This is a genomic window from Acidovorax sp. GW821-FHT10A04, assembly GCF_059415825.1.
In genome coordinates this window covers 69557-87093 of the sequence record NZ_JBWKNZ010000013.1, presented here as the reverse complement: position 1 = coordinate 87093, position 17537 = coordinate 69557, and the positions used below count along the sequence as shown (strand labels likewise).

Below are 17537 nucleotides of genomic sequence, written 5' to 3'. Positions count from 1 at the left end.
ACCTGCCGGGCAGGTGCGGAAAAATGGTTAGCCAAAAAGCCGGGTGATATCGTTGAACAGGGCAATGGACATCATGAGGAGCAGCACCGCGACACCACCGCGCTGCAACCGCTCCAGCCATGCGTCCGAGACTTGCTTGCCCGTCACGCCCTCCCAAAGATAATACATCAGGTGCCCACCGTCCAAAACTGGCAGCGGCAGCAGGTTCAGCACCCCCAGGCTCACGCTGATCAGCGCCAGGAACACCAGGTACTGCGTGAGGCCCAGGCTCGCCGAACGGCCGGCGTAATCCGCAATCGTCAAGGGGCCACTGAGGTTCTTGAGGGAGGCCTCGCCGATCACCATGCGCCCCATCATCTTCAGGGTCAGCAGCGAGACATCCCAGGTCTTGACCACGCCGGTCCAGAAACCCTCGATCACGCCGTATTCAACGGTTACAAATTCGGGCGCTGCGCCCACGTAGGCGCCGATGCGGCCGACCGTGGCGCCGAGCTCGGGCTGGGCGTCGGGCAACACATCCAGCGTGAGCGAGTTGCCGGCGCGGTTGACCAGCCAGGGCTGCGACAGCGGCTCGGTGCCCCGCATCGACTGGCGGATCAGCTCACGCAGCTGCTGGCCGTCGACAACCTCGGTGGCGCCGATCTTGAGCACCACGTCGCCCTGCTGCAGGCCTGCGCGCTCCGCCGCGCCCTTGGCCATCACCTCGCCCAACACCGGGCGCGTCCAGGGGCCGAGGATGCCGATCTTGCGAAACAGCTGGGCATCGGCCTCGCGGGCGTCGATCTTGGACATGTCCAGCACCATCTCGCGGTGCGCGCCGGTCTGCGGCTGCACGTCCAGGCGCACGGACTCACCCTCCAGCGCGCCGCGGGTCAGCAGCCAGCGCAGGTCTTCGAACGAGCGCACGGGCTCGAGCTCGTCCGAACCCAGGGCAGCACGCTGCACCAGTTCGCCGCCGCGCAGGCCGGCGCTGTGGGCCACCGACCCCGCGACGGGGCTGGCCAGCACGGCCTTGGGCTCCTCGACGCCGTTCCAGTTGACGATGGAGTACAGCAGCACCGCCAGCAGCAGGTTGGCAACCGGGCCGGCGACCACGATGGCAGCGCGCGAGCGCAGCGGCTGGGTGTTGAAGGCCAGGTGGCGCTCTTCGGGTGCCACGGGCGCCTCGCGCTCGTCGAGCATGCGCACATAGCCGCCCAGCGGGAAGGCGCCGAGCACGAACTCGGTCGGCGAGCCCTTGGGCCGCCAGGTGAACAGCGGCTTGCCGAAGCCCACGGAAAAGCGCAGCACCTTGACGCCGCAGGCCACGGCCACACGGTAGTGGCCGTACTCATGGACGGCGATCAGGAGCCCCAGGGCAACGATGAAGGCAACAAGGGTCAGCAGCATGGGAGGCTCCGTGGGTCAACAGGGACAGCAGCCGGGGCCATCGGGTGGGAAGGATGGACCGGTCAGGCGGCCAGCAGGCCGGCGGCCTGCTCTGCCGCCCTGCGCGACTGGGCGTCCAGATCGAGCAGCGCTGCCAGGGAATCCGGCTTGGAGGGCGAAACCGCATCCAAAGTTGCAAGGTTGACCGCATGGATGTGGTCGAAACGCAATCTGCCCGACAAAAATTGCCCCACCGCCACCTCGTTGGCGGCGTTGAGCACGGCCGTCGTGCCTTCGGCCGCCTTGAGCGCCTGCCAGGACAGGTGCAGGCCCGGGAAGCGGATGGCGTCGGCGTCCTCGAAGGCCAGCGCGCTCAGGGCCGAGAAATCGAGCCGGCTGGCGCCGCTGGCTATGCGCTCGGGCCAGGCCAGGCCCACGGCAATCGGCACGCGCATGTCGGGCGTGCCCAGTTGCGCGAGGATGGATGAGTCCTTGAACTGCACCATCGAATGGATGATCTGCTGCGGGTGGATCACCACCTTGATCTGGTCGGGCGCCAGGTCGAACAGCCAGCGCGCCTCGATCACCTCGAGCGCCTTGTTCATCATCGTGGCCGAATCGACCGAGATCTTGCGGCCCATCGAGAAATTGGGGTGCGCGCAGGCCTGCTCGGGCGTGATCTGCGACAGCGTGGCAGGATCGCGCTGGCGGAAGGGCCCGCCCGAGGCGGTCAGCAGGATGCTGTCCACCCGATCGGGCCAGGTGGTGGGGTCCTCGGGCAGGCACTGAAAGATGGCCGAGTGCTCGCTGTCGATGGGCAGCAGCGTCGCCCCGCCCTCGCGCACCGTCTGCATGAACAGGCCGCCGCCCACCACCAGGGCCTCCTTGTTGGCCAGCAGCAGGCGCTTGCCCGTGCGGGCCGCCGCCAGGCAGGGCGCCAGGCCCGCGGCACCGACGATGGCGGCCATCACGGCATCCACATCGGGGTGGGAGGCGATGGTTTCCAGCGCGTCGGCCTCGTGCAGCACGTGCGTGGCCAGGCCGCTCTGGCGCAGTTTTTCCTCGAGCTGGCGCGCGTGGGGCGCGCTGGCCATCACGGCGAAGCGGGGCGTGAACTGCGCGCACTGCGCCAGCATCAGGTCCACCTGGGTGGCCGCGCTCAGCGCAAAGACCTCGTAGCGTTCAGGGTGGCGCGCCACCACATCCAGGGTGCTGGTCCCGATGGAGCCGGTGGAACCGAGGACGGTAAGCCGTTGTTTCATAGAGGGGTCGTCAGGCTCGTGAGCATCATCGCCAGGGGAAGGGTGGGCAGCAGGGCATCCACGCGGTCGAGCACACCGCCGTGGCCGGGCAGCAGGTTGCTGCTGTCCTTGACACCGGCGCTGCGCTTGATGAGCGATTCCACCAGGTCACCACTGACGCTCATCGCCGTCATGAACAGCGCCGCCACCACCAGCAGCCACCAGCCCTGGAGGGCCATGCGGCTGTAGAAACTGAGCACCTCGGCCTGCCAGTGGGCATCGGCCGCCACCCAGGCGAACGAGAGCACCAGCACGCCGGCCAAACCGCCCCACACGCCTTCCCAGCTCTTGCCGGGGCTGATGGACGGGGCCAGCTTGCCCTTGGTGAAGCGCAGGCCGAAAGCGCGGCCCGCAAAATAGGCAAAGATGTCGGCGACCCACACGAGGACCAGCACCGACAGCAGGAAATTGATGCCCACGTGGCGCGCCTGCACCACGGCGAGCCAGGCCAGCCACAGGGCCAGCACGCCGGCCACCAGGCGCACGGCGGCGGGAATCCGCGGCCAGCCGGGCACGCCGGCGCGCAGCAGCCAGGCTGTGCCCAGCACCCACAGGGCGCCGCCCACGACCCACAGCACGGTCAGCGGCTGCGCGAGCCAGCCCAGCGCCCACGAGCCCAGGCACAGTGCCACGCAGGTGGCGCCCACGGCCAGCGAACCGGCCTGGCCAAAGCCGCACAGGCGACCCCACTCCCAGGCACCGGCGGCCATGAGCACCAACACCACCACGGTGAACGGCAGGGGCGAGCCGTAGAACAGTGCTGGCAGCAGGATGGCCAGCAGGACGAGGGCAGTGATGACGCGCTGTTTGAGCATGGGGCCTTTCAGCCCGGCATCGGATCGGGATGCGCGGACAGGAGCTGTTCAGAGGTTTTGCCGAAACGGCGTTCCCGCGCACTGTAAGCCGCAATGGCTTCGTCGAGTGCGGATTCGTCGAAATCCGGCCACAGCCGGTCGCTGAAGAACAGCTCGGAATAGGCCACCTGCCAGAGCAGGAAATTGCTGATGCGCATCTCCCCGCCGGTGCGGACCACGAGGTCCGGATCGGGTACATGGGCCATGCCCATGGCCGCATTCAGGCTGGCCTCGGTGATCGGCTCACCCTTGGCAGCCAGGGCCGCAGCCGCCTGGGCGATGTCCCAGCGCCCGCCGTAGTTGAAACAGACGTTGAGCACCAGGCGCGTGTTGTGCGCCGTGGCGGCCTCGGCCTGGGCCAGGCCGTCACGCACCTTGGCCGACAGGCCCGCACGCTCGCCCACGAAGTACAGGCGCACGCCGTCCTTCAGGAGCTGGGGCACCTCGCGCGCCAGCGCCATGGCCAGGAGCTCCATGAGGCCGGAGACCTCTTCGGCCGGGCGGTTCCAGTTTTCTGAGGAGAAGGCAAAGACGGTGAGCACACCCACGCCGCGCTGCACGCAGGCGCGAGCGCAGCGGCGCAGTGAATCAACCCCTTGCTTGTGGCCGGCCAGGCGCGGCAGGAAGCGGCGCGTGGCCCAGCGGCCGTTGCCATCCATGACGATGGCGATGTGGTGTGGCACCACCTGCGGTACAGACATGTAGAACGATCGAGCCCGTGAACCGGGGCTCAAACCGCCATGATTTCCTGTTCCTTGGCCGCCACCAGCGCATCGACTTCGGCAATGTGCCGGTCGGTGAACTTCTGCACATCGGCTTCGGCGCGCTTCTGGTCGTCTTCGGACGCCAGCTTGTCCTTGACCAGCTTCTTGACGGCTTCATTGGCGTCGCGGCGCAGGTTGCGGATGGCGATCTTGGCGCTCTCGCCCTCGGTGCGGGCCAGCTTGGTCATTTCCTTGCGGCGCTCTTCGCTCATCGGCGGCATGGGCACGCGGATCAGGTCGCCCATGGAGGCCGGATTCAGGCCCAGGTCGCTTTCGCGGATGGCCTTTTCGATCTTGGCGCCCATGCCCTTTTCCCAGGGCTGGACGCTGATGGTGCGCGAGTCGATCAGCGCCACGTTGGCCACCTGCGACAGGGGCACGAAGGAGCCGTAGTACTCGACCTGCACGCTGTCGAGCAGCGACGGGTTGGCACGACCCGTGCGGATCTTCTGCAGGTTGTTCTTGAAGGCCGTGATGGACTGGTCCATCTTGGTCTCTGCGTTCTTCTTGATGTCGGCAATCGTCATGTTTTTCTCCTCGGGGCGGACCAGAGACGGGCCAGCGCGCAGCCGGCCCGTGCATCGTCATCAGGCGTAGACCAGCGTGCCTTCGTCCTCGCCCATCACCACGCGCTTGAGCGCACCGTGCTTGATGATCGAGAACACCCGCACCGGCAGCTTCTGGTCGCGGCACAGGGCGAAGGCGGTCGCATCCATGATGCCCAGGTTGCGGGACATGGCCTCGTCGAAGCTGAGCTTCGTGTAGCGCGTGGCCGTGGGATCCTTCTGGGGGTCGGCAGTATAAACGCCGTCCACCTTGGTGGCCTTGAGTACCAGCTCGGCACCGATCTCGGCACCGCGCAGGGCCGCAGCCGTGTCGGTGGTGAAGAAGGGGTTGCCGGTGCCGGCCGCGAAGACCACCACCTTGCCCTCTTCGAGGTACTGCAGCGCCTTGGGGCGCACGTAGGGCTCGACCACCTGCTCGATGGCGATGGCGGACATCACGCGGGCGATCAAACCCTGCTTGTCCATCGCATCGGCCAGGGCCAGCGCGTTCATCACGGTGGCCAGCATGCCCATGTAGTCGGCAGTGGCCCGGTCCATTCCGACCGAGCCGCCCGCGACGCCACGGAAGATATTGCCCCCACCGATCACCACCGCCACCTGCACGCCCAGGCGGGTAACTTCGGCGATCTCCTCCACCATGCGCACGATGGTGGCGCGGTTGATACCGAAGGCGTCGTCACCCATCAGCGCCTCACCAGACAGCTTGAGCAGGATGCGCTTGTGGGCTGGTGCGGCGTTGGACATGGGAAATTTCTCCGGTAGGTGGTGCAGGGCTTTGGTGGGGTGGTTGCGGGAGTCGGCGGCGATCAGGCCGCGGCCTTGGCGGCAGCCACCTGGGCGGCCACTTCGGCTGCGAAGTCGTCGACCTTCTTCTCGATGCCTTCGCCGACCACGTACAGGGTGAAGCCCTTGACGGTGGTGTTGGTGGCCTTGAGCATCTGCTCGACGGTCTGCTTGCCGTCCGCAGCCTTCACGAAGACCTGGTTGAACAGCGAGACTTCCTTGAGGTACTTCTGCACGCCGCCTTCGATGCGCTTGGCGACGATTTCGTCGGACTGCACGGGCTTGCCTTCGGCTTCGGCCTTGGCCTTGTCTTCAGCCGCCTTGGCAGCAGCCACCGAGCGCTCTTTTTCGATCAGGTCGGCAGGCACGTCGGCGCTGGTCAGGGCCACGGGCTTCATGGCGGCCACGTGCATGGCAACGTCCTTGGCAGCCGTTTCGTCGCCTTCGAACTCGACGACCACGCCGATGCGCGTGCCGTGCAGGTAGGAGGCCAGCTTGTTGCTGCCGCTGAACTGCTTGAAGCGGCGGAACGACATGTTCTCGCCGATCTTGCCGATCAGGCCCTTGCGCACGTCTTCCAGCGTGGGGCCGAAGCTGTCTTGCTCGTAGGCCAGCGCGCCCAGGGCAGCCACGTCGGCGGGGTTGTGCTTGGCGACCAGTTCGGCAGCGGCGTTGGCCAGTGCGATGAAGCTGTCGTTCTTGCTCACGAAGTCGGTTTCGCTGTTCACTTCGACCAGGGCGCCGGTGGTGCCGCTGATGAAGCTGGCGACCACGCCTTCGGCGGTGATGCGCGAGGCGGCCTTGCCGGCCTTGGTGCCCAGCTTGACGCGCAGCAGCTCTTCGGCCTTGGCCATGTCGCCGTCGGCTTCCGTCAGGGCCTTCTTGCATTCCATCATCGGGGCGTCGGTCTTGCCGCGCAGTTCGGCAACCATGCTTGCGGTAATTGCAGCCATCTTTGTTCCTTCGGTGTTCAGTTCAGTGGGTTCAGATTCGGGCTAAAAAAAAGGGGGCCAACAGAGCCCCGCTTTTGTTCGCGACGGATCGCGCAGCCGGGCTATCAGGCGGCGGCTTCTTGCACTTCCACGAATTCGTCGCTGCTTTCGCCGGTGGCGGCCTTGACGACTTCGTTCACTGCGTTGGCACGGCCTTCGATGATCGCGTCAGCGATGCCGCGGGCGTAGAGCGTCACGGCCTTGGCCGAGTCGTCGTTGCCGGGGATCACGTAGTCGATGCCTTCAGGCGAGTGGTTCGTGTCGACCACGCCGATCAGCGGGATACCGAGCTTCTTGGCTTCGGCCACGGCGATCTTGTGGAAGCCCACGTCGATGATGAAGATGGCGTCGGGCAGTGCAGCCATGTCCTGGATGCCGCCGATGTCCTTCTCGAGCTTCTCGATCTCACGGGTGAACGTGAGCTGCTCCTTCTTGCTCAGGCTGTCCAGACCGGTTTCCAGCTGGGCCTTCATGTCCTTCAGGCGCTTGATCGAGGTCTTCACGGTCTTGAAGTTCGTCAGCATGCCGCCCAGCCAGCGCTGGTCGACGAAAGGCACGCCAGCGCGTTGCGCTTCGGTGGACAGGATTTCGCGGGCCTGGCGCTTCGTGCCGACCATCAGGATCGTGCCGCGGTTGGCAGCCAGTTGCTTGGCGAACTTCTGGGCTTCCTGGAACAGTGGCAGCGACTTTTCCAGGTTGATGATGTGGATCTTGTTGCGATGGCCGAAGATGTAGGGGGCCATCTTGGGGTTCCAGAAGCGGGTTTGGTGACCGAAGTGGACACCGGCTTCCAGCATTTCGCGCATGGTAACGGACATAAAAATACTCCAAAGGTTAGGTCTAAAATCAGCCCCAATATTTGCAACGCCGTGTTTCCCACGACCGCTGCAACACCTTGACAGGGCTGGTTTGCGATTGGTTTTGCATGCAAGCCACGCGCAAAGCGCTACTGCTCCCAGCAAAACCCAAGGATTCTAGCACACCCATGCGTCCCGACCTTCTTGCCACCCGCTCGGCGCTGCGGGCAGGCACCAGCACCCCGGCCACCGAACTCGAACGCTGCATCGCCGCAGCACAGGCACCGGCCAACACCCACACCTTCCTGCAGACCCATTTCGACACCGCGCGCACCACCGTGGTGCAACCCGGCACCATCGACCAGCCCCTGGCCGGGCTGGCGGTCTCGGTCAAGGACCTGTTCGACATCGCGGGCCAAGCCACGACGGCCGGCTCCACCGCACTCGCCGGCAGCCCCGCGGCACAGCAGGACAGCCCGGCAGTTGCCCGGCTGCGGGCAGCCGGCGCCAGCCTCATCGGCCGCACGAACATGGTCGAGTTCGCCTTCTCCGGCGTCGGGGTGAACCCCCACTTCGGTACGCCCGCCGCCTGGGATGCGCGCTTCGGCGCCCTGCCCGGCGAAGCCCGCGTGCCTGGCGGCTCCTCGTCGGGGGCAGCGGTCTCCGTGGCCACGGGCGCGGCCTTCGTGGGCCTGGGCTCGGACACGGGCGGCTCGATCCGCATCCCGGCGGCCCTGAACGGCATCGTGGGTTTCAAGAACACGCAGCGCCTGGTGCCCACCACGGGCGCGGTACCCCTGTCCACCACGCTCGACACCGCCTGCGCCATGACACGCAGCGTGCGCGATGCCATCCTGGTGCACGAGCTGCTGTCGGCCACGCGCGTCACGCGCAGCCCCGCCCCGCTGGCCGGTTACCGGCTGGCCGTGCCCACCACCCTGTTCCTGGACGGCATGGATGCCACGGTGGCCCGCGCCTTCGAGCGCACCCTGGCCACGCTGCGCAGTGCCGGCGCGCGCATCGACACCATCGCCCTGCCCGAGGCGGCGCAGCAGCCCGCGTACGGCTTCTCGCCCCCCGAGGCCTACGCCTGGCACCGCGAACTGCTGGCCGCCAAGGGCGACCACTACGACCCGCGGGTGCGCGCCCGCATCGAAAAGGGCGCCACGCTTGTGGCATGGGAGTACATCGCCCTCGTCGGCATGCGCCGCGCCTGGCAGGAGCGCATGCACGCCGCCATCGACGGCTACGACGCCCTGCTCTCGCCCACCGTGCCGATCACGGCTCCCACCATCGCCAGCGTGGCACCGGGCGGCGAGCGCGACGAAGAGTTCTTCCGCGTCAACACCCTGCTGCTGCGCAACACCAGCCTGGTGAACCTGCTGGACGGCTGCGCACTGTCGCTGCCCTGCCACGTGCAGGGGGAACTCCCGGTCGGCCTGATGGTCTGGCAGGGAGCGATGCGCGACGACGGCGTTCTCAACGCCAGCCTGCAGATCGAAAAAGCACTACAAGAAAAATAGCGACCGGCGTTCGCCGGAAACCGGCCAACGCAACCCATACTCCCACCCATGAAGATTGCCATCGTGGGCGCCGGCATCATCGGCGTCACCACTGCTTACGAACTGGCCCGCGACGGCCATGAGGTCACCGTCTTCGAGCAGCGCAACGCCGCTGCCGAGGACGCCAGTTTCGCCCCCGCCGGCCTGCTGGCCCCCGTGCTGCCCACCCCCTGGTCCCTGCCGGGCATGGCGCCCGCCCCACGCCTGCTGGGGGCGCAGTCCACGGTGCGCCTGGGCCCGGGCTTCGGCCGCGCCGACGTCTCCTGGCTGTGGCAATGGAAACGCCTGGCCAGGCGCGGCCCCGGCCCGGCCACCGCCCTCGAGCGGCTGGCGCAGTACAGCCTGGAACGCACGCTGCAGATCGCCACCGAGCACGAACTCGACTTCGAGGCCAGCCCCGGCCGCCTGCTGCTGCTGCGCACCGAGCACGACCGCACCGCCCTGCAGCCGGCCTTGCAGTGCCTGCGCGATGCAGGCGTGGCCGTGCAGGAGATCGATGCCGCCGCCGCCCAGAAGCTCGAGCCCGGCCTGTGCCCTGAAACGCCGCTGGTCGGCGCCATCTCGCTGCCCGGCGCGGCCGCCGGCAACTGCCGCCTGTTTGCGCAGCTGCTGCGCCAGGGCACGCAGGCCGGTGGCGTGCAGTTTGCCTTTGGCACGCGCGTGGAGCGCCTGTCCACCAGCCCCACGGGCGTGGTGCTCGCCGGCGAGGCCACGCCGCAGCGCTTCGATGCCGTGGTGCTGTGTGCCGGCATGGCCTCGGCCACCCTGCTGCCCGCCTTCGGCCTGCGGCTGCCGATGACGGCCGTGCATGGCTACTCCATCAGCGCACCGCTGCGCGAGGACACGCACGCCCCGCAGGCCAGCGTGGTCGATGTGCAGCAGCAGATCAGCATCACCCGCCTGGGCCTGCGCGTGCGCGTGGCCGGCGGGGCGGAGCTGGGCAGCGCCGACGCCGAGCACCACGCGCCCACGCTGGCGCGCCTGTACCGCACGCTCAACGACTGGTTCCCGGGCGGTGCACAGCTGTCCACCGGCGTGCAGGCCTGGCGCGGTGCGCGCACCATGCTGCCCGACGGTGCCCCCGTGATCGGCGCCAGCGGCGTGCCGGGCCTGTGGCTCAACACCGGCCACGGCACGGGCGGCTTTGCCCTGGCCAGCGGCAGCGCGCGCGCGATTGCCGACCTGGTGGCCCAGCGCAGCCCCGCCGTGGACCTGGACGGACTGGGGATGCGGCGCTTCGGGTGAGCCCCGCCGGGGTGGCAGCGCCGGCCTACGCCCAGGCGCGGGCCCAGGCATCGGCCATGGCCGGCGTGTGGTAGCAGGCGGCCTCGAAGCTCTTGGTGCAGACCGCGCGCTCCAGCAGCTGGATGTCCGCCTCGTGCTGGCGCGCGACATGCACATCCTCGAAGAACAGCACCTTGTCGCAGCGCTGGTCGAGCACCAGCTCGGCAATCTGCGCATCGCCGCCCAGCGGACCGCTGCGCAGGGGCTGCACCCACGGCCGCTCGCGCGGCCAGCCGCGTGACCAGGCCATCTCGTTGAGCCGCCCGCCCGTGGTGCCGGTGGCAAAGCGCTCCTGCGTTTGCGAGAGCAGGTCGAAATGGCGGTGCGCAAAGTCCACCATGGCCGACTTGAGGGCGTCGTGGGCGATCAATGCCAGCGACTGCTGCGCGATCAAGGGCACCATGGCCGGCGGGCGCTGGCGCAGCGAGATTCCGGCCTGGAGCGCAGCCTCCACGGCCACCCATTCGGCGGCCGCCGCCACGGTCAGCAGCAGGGGCTTTCCATGCGAGATGCACTGGCGCTTGAGGGCCTGCGCCTCGGGGTACAGGGACGAGGGGTCGAGCGGGTCCAGCAGGTAGATGGCACCGGCCAGCTCCTGCTCGGCATGCACGCCGCCCGCGATGCGCGAGACCATGCGCATCACGCCGCCTTCGCGCCCGTAGGGCAGGCGCATGAGGCGCGGAAAGTGCTCGGCCAGGGCCAGTTGCTCGATGGCGTCGGCCGATCCTCCCACGGCGGCAACGCCCAGCTGGAGTTCCTGCAGCACCGACCGCGACGCCACGGCCCATCGGGCCAGGCCGCCATCGGCGGTCGAGCGGTGCAGGCGATGTGCCGCCAGGCCAAAGGTTCTCAAGGGAAGGGTTGTCGTCACCAAAGGGCTCCCAATGCAGTTTGCAGACCAGCCAGTTCGCCCGCCCAAGACGGGTGCAGGCGAATCCCGAGAGCCGCCAGAGCCTGGCCGTTTCCTCCAGCTCCTCCAGCGCGGCCATGGCCTCGGCAGGCGTACGATGCCACACATTGGGCCCGGCCGCCCCCGGCGCAGGCAGACCCGCCCACGGCCCTGACGGCGCACAATGCGCGCATGCACCGCATCACCCCCGGGCACCCCCATGCCCTGCACCACACCGCCGCCACGCGCCGCATCGAGCGCGAAGCCGCCGCCGGCCTGCCGCCCCATACGCTGATGCAGCGCGCCGGCCTGGCCGTGGCCCGGTTGGCGCAGGCCCTGGCACCCCATGCGCGCACGGTGTGGATCGCCTGCGGCGCGGGCAACAACGGCGGCGACGGCCTGGAGGCCGCCATGCACCTGCGCCTGGCCGGGCGCCGCGTGGTGGTGACCTGGCTGGGCACGTCCGAGACCGCGCCGCCCGACGCGCGCCAGTCGTGGGAACGGGCCCTGGCCGCCGGTGTGGAATGGACCGATGCAGCCCCCGCCGATCTGACCGGCGCGGACCTGTGCATCGATGCCCTGCTGGGCATCGGCATCACCACCCCGGCAGCAAACGCAGCACCGCGCGCCCCCAACGAACGCCTGCTGGCCTGCCTGCGGCAACTGCAGGCCAGCCCGGCACCTGTGCTGTCGGTGGACCTGCCCTCGGGCCTCGGTGCGGACACCGGCCAGTTCGGCGCGGGCCTGGCGCCCGATGCCCTGCTGCACCACACGCCCTCGCCACGCCATACGCTGAGCCTGCTCACGCTCAAGCCCGGCCTGTTCACGGCCGCCGGGCGCGATGCGGCGGGCAGCGTGTGGCTCGACGACCTGGGCGTGGCGCCCGGCCACGAGCCCCCCAATGCCTGGCTCACCGGCCCGCCCTTGCCCGCACCGCGCGCGCATGCCAGCCACAAGGGCAGCCATGGCGACGTGGCCGTGGTGGGCGGCGAAGGCCTGGCACTGCGCGGCATGGGCATGGCGGGTGCTGCCCTGCTGGCCGCATCGGCCGCCCTGCACCAGGGCGCAGGCCGTGTGCTGGTGGCCCTGCTGGATGCCGGCCATTTGGAGGTGGACCTGCAGCAGCCCGAGCTGATGCTGCGCCGCTTTGGCGCGCTGGAACTGGACCAGCTCACCGTGGTGTGCGGCTGCGGCGGCGGCGAGGCCGTGGGCTGCGTGCTGCGCGAGGTGATCACGCGTGCGGCACGCCTGGTGCTCGATGCCGATGCCCTGAACCTCATCGCGCGCGATGCCGCGCTGCACGCCCTGGTGGTGGCGCGCGGCCAGCACGGCCAGCCCACCGTGCTCACCCCGCACCCGCTGGAGGCCGCACGCCTGCTGGGCCTGACCACTGCAGAGGTGCAGGCCGACCGGCTGGATGCCGCCCAGCAATTGGCCGCCCAGTTCAACTGCGTGGCCGTGCTCAAGGGCTCGGGCACGGTGGTGAGCGCGGCCGACCGCGTGCCCGCCATCAACCCCACGGGCAACGGCCGGCTGGCCACCGCCGGCACGGGCGACGTGCTGGCCGGCATGGTGGGTGCACGCCTGGCCGCCGGTGCCGGCGCCTTGCGCGCCGCCAGCGAGGCGGTCTACGTCCATGGCCTGGCGGCGGACCTGTGGCCCGCCGGACAAGCACTCACGGCCAGCGCACTGGCCCGGCGCATCGCACCCTGAAGAAGCAAGGGATGCCGGGGCTCAGGGCACCAGCCGCACTTCTTTCAGGGGCTTGAGCACGCTCGACGGTGTCATGCCGAAGGTTTGGCGGAACATGCGGCTGAAGTGGGCCGAGTCGCTGAAGGCACCGTGCAGTGCGGCATCGGTCAGGCGCGGGCTGGTCGCCAGCCCCGCCATCGCCAGGCGCACCTGCGACCACACCCGGTAGCTGCGCAGGCTGACGCCCATCTCGGCCCGGAACAAATGGTTGAAGTGCGATGCCGACAACTGCACGCCCGATGCCAGGCCGTCGCGCCCGAGCCGCGCCTCGCCTGGGTGGCGCAGCCACTGCAGGCTGCGCTGCACGCGCACATCGAGCGGCCTGCCGGGGTCGCAGCGCAGCCGCAGCAGCGACGGCAGATCGAAGTGGTGCAGGTAGGCGTCCATGGCGCTGCGCGAGCGCACCGGGATGGCCACGTCCGGGATCACGCCACCGTGCACGGCAAAGGGCTGGCGCAGGCTGCGCGCCTCGTGCGAGTCGGGCTCCAGGTACATCAGCGCCACCTGCTCGCCGCAGGGGTCCAGCAGGTGCTGCACGCCGGCATCGACCAGGGCGCTGTGGCAGCGCTCCACCCGCCCGCCCTCCAAATGCAGGGCGAAGCGGCCCGACAGGCCGATCAACAGCACCGGCGCCGCATGGCCATGCCAACCCGTGGGCGGCAAGCCACCCACATACAGGGCCCGGTCGCCCCCCAGGGTCAGCGTGCTGTGCACTGGCGCAGCCCAAACATGCAAGTCTTCAAACCATGCTCCCGGTAGCCTTCATCGATCCCCACCCACCGGAGACCTGTTCTTGAAGCGCATTGTCCTTTTTACCGCGGCAGCACTGGTGCTGGCCACCACCGCGCTCTACTACGCTGCACCGACCCTGCTCCAACAACCCTTGCTGCAACTCAACCGCCAGCTGTCGGGCCTGGCCGCCCACACGACCCGCATCACCGGGCACGAGGTGCACTACCTCGACAGCGCTGCGCCGGCCGGTGGCCGGCTCCCCGTCATCCTGCTGCATGGCATTTTTGCCGAGAAGGACCACTGGGCGGATTTTGCACGCCCGCTCACACCCACCTACCGCGTGGTCGTGCCGGACCTGCCCGGCTTTGGCGAGAGCACGCGCGACGAAGCCCTGCCCTACGACTACGCGGCCCACGTCGCGCGGCTGGTCGCACTCATGGATGCCTGGGGCATCGAAAAGGCCCACCTGGCTGGCAACTCCATGGGCGGCACCATCGCGGCACTGCTGGCGCGCGAGCACCCGGAGCGCGTGGCCAGCGTGGCATTCATCGGTGCCCCGCACGGGCTGCGCTCGCCCCGGCCCAGCCGCATGGACCAGCTCATCGATGCCGGGCAGCGCCCGCTGGTGGCCCCCGATGCCGCCACCTTCGAGGCCATGATGGCGCTGGTGTTCGAAAAGCGCCCCTTCCTGCCCTACCCCATCCTGCACGCCACCGAGCAGGCAGCGGCGCGCAACGCGGCATCCAACACGCGGCTGTGGGATGCCCAGCTCAAGGACCGCTACCTGCTGGGGCAGCGGCTGGCAGGGCTGCAGCAGCCTGCGCTGGCGCTGTGGGGCGAGCAGGACCGCGTGTTCGACATCTCGGGCACCCAGGCCCTGGCCGCGCTGCTGCCCCAGGCACACATCGAGCCCCTGCCGGGCATCGGCCACCTGCCAATGATGGAAGCCCCGGCCGACACGGCGCAGCGCTACCTCGCGTTCCTGCAACAGACCGCGCCGCAGGGCCCGGACCAGCGCGCCGCACGGCCCTGAAAAAAACAGCCCGCGCAGGCGCGGGCTGTTCGGTTCATCGGAGTGCCCCTGGCTCAGCCACGGCGCGGCTTGCGCCCCTTGCTGCCAGGCTTGCCCTTGGCGGCAGCCTTCTTCACCGAGGCCTTGAGTTCCTGGATCGGTGAACGCGCCGCACGCTCGCGCGTGAGCGATGCCATCTCGGTGGCCGAGGGATCGGCCGCCTTCGGCTTGGAGCGGCCACCACCGCCGCCGCCCTTGCGCGGGCCCTTGCCGGAACCACCGGGGCCATCCTGAGACACGCCCTTGTCCTTGAGCGCGCGGCCCAAGAGCTCCTCGCCCTCGCGCACCAGGCGGAAGTCGATCTTGCGGCCGTCGAGGTCCACGCGGCTGACCTGCACCCGCACCCGCGCGCCGATGGCGTAGCGGATGCCGGTGCGCTCGCCGCGCAGCTCCTGGCGCGCCTCGTCGAACTTGTAGTACTCGCCACCGAGTTCGGTGATGTGCACCAGGCCTTCGACGTACATGGCATCGAGCGTGACGAAGATGCCGAAGCTCGTCGCCGCGCTGACCACTCCGCTGTACTCCTCGCCCAGGTGCTCGCGCATGTACTTGCACTTGAGCCAGGCCTCCACGTCGCGGCTGGCCTCGTCGGCGCGGCGTTCGTTGGCGCTGCAGTGCAGGCCCGCGGCCTCCCAGGCCTGGACCTCGCGGCTCGGGGGCTTCACGTCCTTGCGCGGCTTCATGCCAGGCGCGGCGACGCGCGAGGCCAGGCGCTTGGCCAGCTTGGCATGGGCCTCGCCCGGCGTGGGCAGCGAGGGCAGCTTGTACTGCGTCTTGCCCAGGATGGCCTTGATCACGCGGTGTACCAGCAGGTCGGGGTAGCGCCGGATGGGGCTGGTGAAGTGGGTATACGCCTCGAATGCCAGGCCGAAGTGGCCGCTGTTGACGGGCGTGTAGATGGCCTGCTGCATGGAGCGCAGCAGCATGGTGTGGATCTGCTGGGCGTCGGGCCGGTCCTTGGTGGCCTCGGCGATGGCCTGGAACTCCGAGGGCTTGGGATCGTCGCCGATGGTCATGCCCACGGCCATGGCCTTGAGGTAGTTGCGCAGGATCTCCTGCTTCTCTGGCGTGGGGCCTTCGTGCACGCGGAACAGGCCGGGCTGGCCGCCCTGGGCGATGAAATCGGCGCTGCAGACGTTGGCGGCCAGCATGGCCTCCTCGATGAGCTTGTGCGCATCGTTGCGGGTGCGCGGCACGATCTTCTCGATGCGGCCGTTCTCGTCGCAGATGATCTGCGTCTCGGTGGTCTCGAAGTCCACTGCGCCGCGCTGGCGTCGTGCCACCAGCAGCGCACGGTACACGTCGTGCAGGTTGAGCAGGTCGGGGATCCGCTCCTTGCGCTTGCTGGCCTCGGGCCCACGCGTGTTGGCCAGGATGGCCGCCACCTCGGTGTAGGTGAAGCGGGCATGGCTGTGCATCACGGCCGGGTAGAACTGGTAGGCATGCACCTCGCCCTTGGCGTTGACCAGCATGTCGCAGACCATGCACAGGCGCTCGACATCGGGGTTGAGCGAGCACAGGCCGTTGGACAGCTTCTCGGGCAGCATGGGGATCACGCGACGCGGGAAGTACACGCTGGTGGCGCGGTCGTAGGCATCGATGTCGATGGCGCTGCCGGTCTCCACATAGTTGCTCACGTCGGCGATGGCCACCAACAGACGCCAGCCCTTGCCGCGGCCCACGCGCGCAGGCTCGCAGTACACGGCATCGTCGAAGTCGCGCGCGTCCTCGCCGTCGATGGTGACCAGGGGCACGTCGGTCAGGTCGACGCGGCGCTTCTTGTCCTGCGCGCGCACCTTGTCGGGCAGCTCCTTGGCCTGGGCCAGGCACTCGGCCGAGAACTCGTGCGGCACGCCGTACTTGCGCACCGCGATCTCGATCTCCATGCCCGGGTCGTCGACCTCGCCGAGCACTTCGGTGATGCGGCCCACGGGCTGGCCGAACAGGGCCGGCGGTTCGGTCAGTTCGACCACCACCACCTGGCCGGGCTTGGCGGCGCCGGTGGCGCCCTTGGGGATCAATACATCCTGGCCATAGCGCTTGTCTTCGGGTGCGACGAGCCACACGCCGCTTTCCTGCAGCAGGCGGCCGATGATGGGCTGGGGCGGGCGCTCGATGATCTCGACCACGCGGCCTTCGGGACGGCCGCGGCGGTCCTGGCGCACGATGCGCACGCGCACGCGGTCCTTGTGCAGCACGGCACGCATCTCGTTGGGGGGGATGTAGATGTCGCCTTCGCCGTCATCACGCACGACGAAACCATGGCCATCACGGTGCCCCTGCACGCTTCCTTCAATTTCGTCCGACAAATGTGCAGCGGTAGCGCCGGGGGTGGATTTTTTGATATACAATCTGAGTCTTTCCTGAAATGCCCAGGTGGCGGAATTGGTAGACGCACTAGTTTCAGGTACTAGCGAGTAACATCGTGGAGGTTCGAGTCCTCTCCTGGGCACCAAGTTTAACGAGAACCGGTGATGGTTTTCAAAATATCGAAGCCGCTGTACCCACAGCGGCTTTTTTATTTTCCGCTCTGCACCTTGCGGCATCTTCGCCGCGAGGTGGCACAAGGAACGGAACCGCGACAATCATGTGACCCCTTCACGCTCACGTGCGGCGCAAACACCCTCCGGCACCCCGCTGCAATCTCTCGCGACACAGCGCAAGCCACCAACTATTTTCAAAAAAATGGGCAACTTTCCTGGCGGCCCCAAAAAACGTTCTATAATTCAAATCTGATCTGAAAGCCCAGGTGGCGGAATTGGTAGACGCACTAGTTTCAGGTACTAGCGAGTAACATCGTGGAGGTTCGAGTCCTCTCCTG

General features: G+C 68.5%; 15 protein-coding genes and 1 tRNA gene. 5 read left to right on the top strand and 11 right to left on the bottom strand.

Annotated elements, in window-relative coordinates:
* Window positions 1–27 precede the first annotated feature (27 nt).
* From rseP to rpsB, 8 genes are all read right to left on the bottom strand, one after another.
* On the bottom strand, window positions 28–1389 hold the full coding sequence (gene rseP / locus AC07PF_RS24375; protein WP_494613579.1) for an RIP metalloprotease RseP: 1362 nt from the start codon (window positions 1387–1389) through the stop codon (window positions 28–30).
* Window positions 1390–1451: 62 nt separating this feature from the next.
* Window positions 1452–2630, bottom strand: a complete 1179-nt coding sequence (gene ispC / locus AC07PF_RS24370; protein WP_007852295.1) for a 1-deoxy-D-xylulose-5-phosphate reductoisomerase — start codon at window positions 2628–2630, stop codon at window positions 1452–1454.
* A complete protein-coding gene (locus AC07PF_RS24365; protein ID WP_494613578.1) occupies window positions 2627–3484 on the bottom strand; it encodes a phosphatidate cytidylyltransferase in 858 nt (285 codons plus the stop codon). The genes ispC and AC07PF_RS24365 overlap by 4 nt, the downstream gene beginning before the upstream one ends.
* A gap of 8 nt (window positions 3485–3492) precedes the next feature.
* Entirely contained in the window at window positions 3493–4224 is a 732-nt protein-coding gene (uppS, locus tag AC07PF_RS24360; RefSeq protein WP_007852292.1) for a polyprenyl diphosphate synthase, read from the bottom strand.
* A 29-nt stretch (window positions 4225–4253) separates the two neighbouring features.
* Window positions 4254–4814, bottom strand: coding sequence for a ribosome recycling factor (gene frr / locus AC07PF_RS24355; RefSeq protein ID WP_145698044.1), 561 nt, complete (start codon window positions 4812–4814; stop codon window positions 4254–4256).
* Between the two features lie 60 nt (window positions 4815–4874).
* Window positions 4875–5597, bottom strand: coding sequence for a UMP kinase (pyrH, locus tag AC07PF_RS24350; protein ID WP_007852283.1), 723 nt, complete (start codon window positions 5595–5597; stop codon window positions 4875–4877).
* 62 nt (window positions 5598–5659) lie between these two features.
* On the bottom strand, window positions 5660–6589 hold the full coding sequence (tsf, locus tag AC07PF_RS24345) for a translation elongation factor Ts (protein ID WP_007852280.1): 930 nt from the start codon (window positions 6587–6589) through the stop codon (window positions 5660–5662).
* A 104-nt stretch (window positions 6590–6693) separates the two neighbouring features.
* A complete protein-coding gene (gene rpsB, locus AC07PF_RS24340; RefSeq protein ID WP_007852278.1) occupies window positions 6694–7446 on the bottom strand; it encodes a 30S ribosomal protein S2 in 753 nt (250 codons plus the stop codon).
* Window positions 7447–7613: 167 nt separating this feature from the next.
* On the opposite strand from rpsB, the gene AC07PF_RS24335 reads away from it, so the two are divergent.
* Together AC07PF_RS24335 and AC07PF_RS24330 are read left to right on the top strand one after the other, a co-directional pair.
* Window positions 7614–8948: an amidase gene (locus AC07PF_RS24335; RefSeq protein WP_494613577.1), complete on the top strand. Its 1335-nt coding sequence runs from the start codon at window positions 7614–7616 to the stop codon at window positions 8946–8948.
* A gap of 48 nt (window positions 8949–8996) precedes the next feature.
* Window positions 8997–10232 (top strand): FAD-dependent oxidoreductase, encoded by a 1236-nt coding sequence (locus AC07PF_RS24330; RefSeq protein ID WP_494613576.1) that lies wholly within the window; start codon window positions 8997–8999, stop codon window positions 10230–10232.
* A gap of 25 nt (window positions 10233–10257) precedes the next feature.
* Here AC07PF_RS24330 and AC07PF_RS24325 read toward each other — a convergent pair whose 3' ends face one another.
* Window positions 10258–11124 carry a methylglyoxal synthase gene (locus tag AC07PF_RS24325; protein ID WP_494613575.1) on the bottom strand — a complete coding sequence of 289 codons (867 nt, stop codon included), beginning with the start codon at window positions 11122–11124 and terminating at the stop codon, window positions 10258–10260.
* A gap of 228 nt (window positions 11125–11352) precedes the next feature.
* Here AC07PF_RS24325 and AC07PF_RS24320 point away from each other — a divergent pair, with 228 nt between their 5' ends.
* A complete protein-coding gene (locus AC07PF_RS24320; protein ID WP_494613574.1) occupies window positions 11353–12873 on the top strand; it encodes an NAD(P)H-hydrate dehydratase in 1521 nt (506 codons plus the stop codon).
* Window positions 12874–12894: 21 nt separating this feature from the next.
* Here the strand turns inward: AC07PF_RS24320 and AC07PF_RS24315 are convergent, their stop codons facing one another.
* Window positions 12895–13626, bottom strand: coding sequence for a helix-turn-helix transcriptional regulator (locus AC07PF_RS24315; RefSeq protein WP_494613573.1), 732 nt, complete (start codon window positions 13624–13626; stop codon window positions 12895–12897).
* Between the two features lie 79 nt (window positions 13627–13705).
* Between AC07PF_RS24315 and AC07PF_RS24310 the strand changes: the two genes are divergently transcribed.
* Entirely contained in the window at window positions 13706–14677 is a 972-nt protein-coding gene (locus tag AC07PF_RS24310) for an alpha/beta fold hydrolase (RefSeq protein WP_494613572.1), read from the top strand.
* Between the two features lie 53 nt (window positions 14678–14730).
* Here AC07PF_RS24310 and rnr read toward each other — a convergent pair whose 3' ends face one another.
* Window positions 14731–17067, bottom strand: a complete 2337-nt coding sequence (rnr, locus tag AC07PF_RS24305) for a ribonuclease R (protein WP_145698051.1) — start codon at window positions 17065–17067, stop codon at window positions 14731–14733.
* A gap of 19 nt (window positions 17068–17086) precedes the next feature.
* Here rnr and AC07PF_RS24300 point away from each other — a divergent pair.
* Window positions 17087–17171, top strand: a tRNA-Leu gene (locus AC07PF_RS24300).
* Window positions 17172–17537 lie beyond the last annotated feature (366 nt).